Origin of the sequence: Mesorhizobium sp. M8A.F.Ca.ET.207.01.1.1 (assembly GCF_004794715.1) — a bacterium.
In the GTDB taxonomy this organism is placed as follows: Bacteria; Pseudomonadota; Alphaproteobacteria; order Rhizobiales; family Rhizobiaceae; genus Mesorhizobium.
The window spans coordinates 1-4,697 of sequence record NZ_SRUS01000024.1 but is presented as its reverse complement, the minus strand read 5'-3'; the positions used below and the strand labels follow the sequence as shown (position 1 = coordinate 4,697).

The window sequence follows — 4,697 nt, the reverse complement described above, 5'->3', positions numbered from 1 at the left end:
CGTTTATGCCGAGTTGGATGTTGCCAAGAGAGAACTCGCTTCAATGAAGAATTTAGGATGATGCGCACATTCACCACCCGTGACGGCTCCATTTGGATGCCGTCGTACCTGACCTCCATCGATAGCAAGACCTGCATCGGCTGCTGCCGTTGTTTCAAGGTCTGCTCGCGCGATGTCATGCATCTTCACGGCGTTGATGATGCGGGTGAAATCCTCGGCCCCTGCGATGACGAGGACGATGATTTCGACGGCAAGCTCAATCGCATGATCATGGTTGTCGATGATGCCGGCCGCTGCATCGGCTGCGGAGCCTGCGGCCGCGTCTGCCCCAAGAACTGCCAGACGCATGTTGCGGCCGACGAGCTCGCAACATGATCTGGCGAAAACCAGGAGAACGGCGTTGCACTTCATCTTTTTGTCGGCTCGTGGGGCTGGTCCTGTGCAGCAATGCGTCGATGGTTTACTTCGCTTTGGATTCGCTCCGTGTGGCAGTCGTCACGACGCTGGCCTGTTCGCTGCTGCTTCAGGCCGACTACTTCGGCTGCGTGCTCTTTTTCGCGGACGTCGATGATCTGTAGAACTGTTCATTCGCTCCGCAGAGGGCCGGCGAATCCAATCTCTTCCTAAGCCCGTTGGCCGTAATCGAAAGACACGAGGCCGGCGAGTTCGTGCTCAGCTGCCACAGTGCTAGCAAGGGAACGGAATCCAATCCCGGAGCAGATGGCGAGAGTTGAGCGAAGACTGCGGTCGGAGCTCCTGCGCTTCCGGGTCTCCAAGGGGACGACTTTGCGAACCGAAGGGACTTTGAAGCGTTGACGTGGCCGGCGTGCGGTAGGTTGGGCCAGCGACAGGGCTCCCAGCCGGCCTGTGCTGACTTCGCTTCCTTTGGCGAAATGTGGGTAACGGCGAGGGCCGCACTCTTCCCGGGCCGTCGACATTCCCGCCCTTTTGGTGCGTGCGCCGTTAGGCGCGACAATTCGGTGCCCGCGTGTAACTGCGCGCATTCGCCGAAGCTTAGACGTGGTGCATTCCCGCTCGCCCGTTTGGCGGACAGTTCCGGCCGTGCTTGTTTTGCCGGCCTAACGCCCGCCGCTCGTCACTGCCACACCCCTCTCCGGCAACGGCTCGGCGCATCGCGCAAGCCGGTTTAGCGATCAGGCCAGGCCCTTCGCGAGTTCCAACGCCTGCCGTTCGAAGAGGCGGCGGTAAATGCCACCATCGAGATTGATCAGGGCGGCATGATCGCCGTCCTCCATGATGCGGCCACGGTCGAAGACGAGCAGCCGATCGAGCGAGCGGACGGTCGACAGCCGGTGTGCGATGACGAGTGTGGTTCGACCCACCATCAACCGATCCACCGCTTGTTGAATGAGCACCTCGGATTCCGAATCGAGGCTCGATGTGGCCTCGTCCAGAATCAGGATCGGCGCGTTCGCGAGGAAGGCGCGCGCGATCGCCACGCGCTGGCGCTCGCCGCCGGAGAGCTTCAAACCCCTTTCGCCGACCAATGTCCCATAGCCCTTCGGCAGGGGCGCGATGAATTCGTGGGCACTTGCCAGCCGTGCCGCTTGCTCGATCTCGGCCTGGCTCGCGCCAGGCCGGCCATAGGCGATGTTCTCGGCAAGCGACCTGTGAAACAGGATCGGCTCCTGCTGCACGATCGCGATCTGCGAACGAAGGGACTCTTGGGTCACCTCGGAGACGTCCTGACCGTCTATCAGGATCCGGCCGCCGCTCAGGTCGTAGAGTCTCTGGATCAGCTTCACGAATGTTGTCTTGCCGGAACCGGAGGGTCCAACCAACCCAACCCTTTCGCCAGCTTCAATCGACAGCGAACATTCGCTATAGAGCGGCAGGGGATGGTTGGCGTAGCGGAAGTGGACGTTCTCGAAATCGATACGGCCGTTCGTGATCCGGATCGGCTTGGCCTCTGGACGATCGGCAACATCCACCTTCTGATTGTGGATGGCCACCAGTTCTTCCATATCATTAACCGAGTGCTGCACGTTGCGGACATGCATGCCGGCATCACGCAGATAGCCCTGCAGGACGATGAAGGACGTGAGAACATATGCTATCTCGCCCGGCGTTGCCTGTCCATGCGACCACAGAAGCAGGGCATATCCGACCACCGCCACCCTGAGCGCAACCAAAGTTACGCCTTGGGTTGAGCCGATGATCGTTCCGCGCACCCAGCTCCGGCGCGCGCGGTGCCGCCATTTCGTCATGATATTTGCAAGCCGCTCGTCTTCGCGAACCTCTGCGCCGAAGCCCTTGACCACAGCGTTGCAACTGACCGCGTCCGCAAGCGCGCCGCTGAGCCTTGTGTCCCATCGGTTGGCAAGGCTCGCCGCTGGCGCGACATAGCCGAGCGACAGCGAAATCGAAAACGCAAGGTAGACGAGAGAGCCGCAAGCAAAGATCACGCCCATGACCGGCCAGTGCCAGCCGAGCAGCACCGTCGAGCCGATCAAGATGACAAACGACGGGAGCAGCGTGACGAGTATCGTGCTGTTGAGGAGGTCGAGCGCCCACATGCCGCGCGTTATCTTGCGCACTGTCGAGCCGGCGAAGCTGTTTGCATGCCAGTCTGTCGAAAAACGCTGCACATGATGGAACGCTTCGGTCGCGACATCGGAAATCATTTTCAACACCAGGTCGTTCAGGCCAATTAAGGCGACGTGGCGCATGGCAATGGAACCGAGTGCCAATGCAATCGGTACAGAGAATGCTGCAACAGCTGCCGAAGCTGGTGCTGCCGCATTAGCAGCACGAGAAACAGCGTCGATAAGTCGGCCAGAATAGAGCGGCATCAACACGTCAGCCAGCGTGGAGGCGAGCATCGCGGTCATGATGATCGCGAGCCGGGCCGGCTGCCTGTTCCAGAGGCGAACAGTGAAGGCGAAAACGTCGCGACAAGTGGCGCCGCGCCCATGGACGGGGAAACGTTTCATAGTTTCCAAGCGGGCGCATCAACACGCTCGGTCCCAAAGAAGTTAAATGACAAAACTGGAATTTTCGACATCACCCACCACAACAAGATCGGTGGACAGCCCCTGCTGCCCCTCAACGGTCCTATCAAAAGTTGTGCCAAAAAAAGGCTCAGATTTGCATGTTGCTCAACGCGTTGAGAGTCCGGACGGCCAAGCACAATTGTCACGGACTCGACAACCGGCGGTGGATGGAGGCAAATGCGGACATTGACGACAGGATCTAAAGGGGCTTCTCCGCAACGGCAATCTTGCATTCGGCGAAAGCAAGCGGCGTAAGTTCAATACGTCATACCTGACGCGACCAGATGTCGACATACTTGTCTCCATCGCGGAGTGGCAGTCCAAACTGTATGATCGCGACGGTTGCTGCCAAGATTGGCATGAGATGTCGTCTACTTCAGGAGAGCTGGGTCCGCATGAGGATGCAGACTACGACCGGGTCGGCGACATTTTCTCTTGAGCAATTCATGGGAGCAGAGGTACGGCCCGAAACAAACGTTTGTCTGTTTGGATCAGTGCCAGGTTGTTCCTGCGTTGCGGCCCACCTCGTCAACGCCTTCGCCTTCCCGGAATATCTCCTTCCCGAACCTCCCGACGGCAGCCTCGACAAAGCTGCTGACCGAATGCGTCTTGCCGGCGCGAGGACAAAATCGTCAGGCTCGTGATGCTGCAGGATGGGCCACATACATGTCCCCGACCTACCTGTGTGACCGTCTTTAGCGCTGCGCCTCGAGTGAGTGAAGAAGGCATCCGAATCTCGCCTCGATCTTCCGCAAGACGGGAGAGACCTCCTGAAGGCCGCGCCTTCCGAAGGCATCTTTTTCAGACTCGCGCTGCGAGGAGGTGGCAAGAGCCGTTTCCGCGCCACAGTCCGTAAATTTGGGTTGCCGGCCGTCCCTAATTTCCGGTGCGGAGCCCGCCTATTGGCCCTAGCGGCAAGATGACGGCGACGTTATAAATCGGCCGCCGGCGGAAGTTTGGTCGCGACTGGAATGCGGCGACGCCCAGCAATGACTGGCAGATCGTCCATTTCTTGGGTTTCGACAGTTCCTTCTACCACGCGCTACTCTACCCCGCTCTTTATGCCAAGGTGTTCTCCCACTGGACGCCGCGCATCCGCTATCACGTGAATGAGTTCTACCTGCTCGACGGCCAGAAGCTCTCAACCAGCCGCGGCCATGCGGTCTGGGGGAAGGAGGTTCTGAGCCCAAACACAGTCGACATCCTGCCTCTTCATTTGGGCCTGACACGCCCGGAAGGTGAGCGGACGAACTTCACGCGGGACGCGCTACGTCGCACCGAGAACGAGATATTCAAACGGATATGGCTGAATTGGCTTGATGAGCTGGACCAGGAAATCAAGCAGGAGTTTGGTGGCCGTGTGCCCGACGCAGGCGACTGGGCTCCGGCCGACCGCGCCTTCTTTGCTCGAATAGAGATCCATCGCGCGGCGATGGAACGCGCCTATTCGGAGGATGGCTTCTCGGTCAGGCGCGCGGCCGCGCAGGCATGCGATTGCGTGATCTACCGTCAGGCGCCAGACTATGCAGCGGCGCGACGTCTTTTTCCCGCCCGCGGCCAAGCGGAAAGCTGTCGCTCGCCTGAAGGAAGGCTTCGGGATGAGCGAACGGCGGGCGTGTAAAGCCATCGGCTGTTGCCGCATGACGGTTCGCTACCAGACCAGCAGGCCGGACGACCGGGAGG

3 protein-coding genes and 3 pseudogenes are annotated in these 4,697 nt (G+C 59.8%); 5 read left to right on the top strand and 1 reads right to left on the bottom strand.

What is annotated here, in order from left to right; translation table 11 throughout:
* The first annotated feature begins 57 nt into the window (after positions 1–57).
* Positions 58–375, top strand: coding sequence for a ferredoxin III, nif-specific (gene fdxB, locus EN850_RS32800; protein ID WP_174800308.1), 318 nt, complete (start codon positions 58–60; stop codon positions 373–375).
* The gene (locus EN850_RS32795; RefSeq protein WP_126097330.1) at positions 372–578 is read left to right on the top strand and encodes an exopolysaccharide production repressor protein; all 207 of its coding nucleotides are present in this window, start codon (positions 372–374) and stop codon (positions 576–578) included. Before fdxB ends, EN850_RS32795 begins: the two co-directional genes overlap by 4 nt.
* Before the next feature lie 576 nt (positions 579–1,154).
* Here the strand turns inward: EN850_RS32795 and EN850_RS32790 are convergent.
* Positions 1,155–2,954 carry an ABC transporter ATP-binding protein gene (locus EN850_RS32790; RefSeq protein ID WP_127308805.1) on the bottom strand — a complete coding sequence of 600 codons (1,800 nt, stop codon included), beginning with the start codon at positions 2,952–2,954 and terminating at the stop codon, positions 1,155–1,157.
* Positions 2,955–3,343: 389 nt separating this feature from the next.
* Here EN850_RS32790 and EN850_RS32785 point away from each other — a divergent pair.
* From EN850_RS32785 to EN850_RS37505, 3 pseudogenes are all read left to right on the top strand, one after another.
* Positions 3,344–3,478: pseudogene (locus tag EN850_RS32785) on the top strand (aminocyclopropane-1-carboxylate deaminase/D-cysteine desulfhydrase family protein); the annotation flags it as partial.
* Between the two features lie 473 nt (positions 3,479–3,951).
* A pseudogene (locus EN850_RS37510) lies at positions 3,952–4,302 on the top strand (class I tRNA ligase family protein); the annotation flags it as partial.
* Between the two features lie 262 nt (positions 4,303–4,564).
* A pseudogene (locus tag EN850_RS37505) lies at positions 4,565–4,697 on the top strand (IS3 family transposase); the annotation flags it as partial.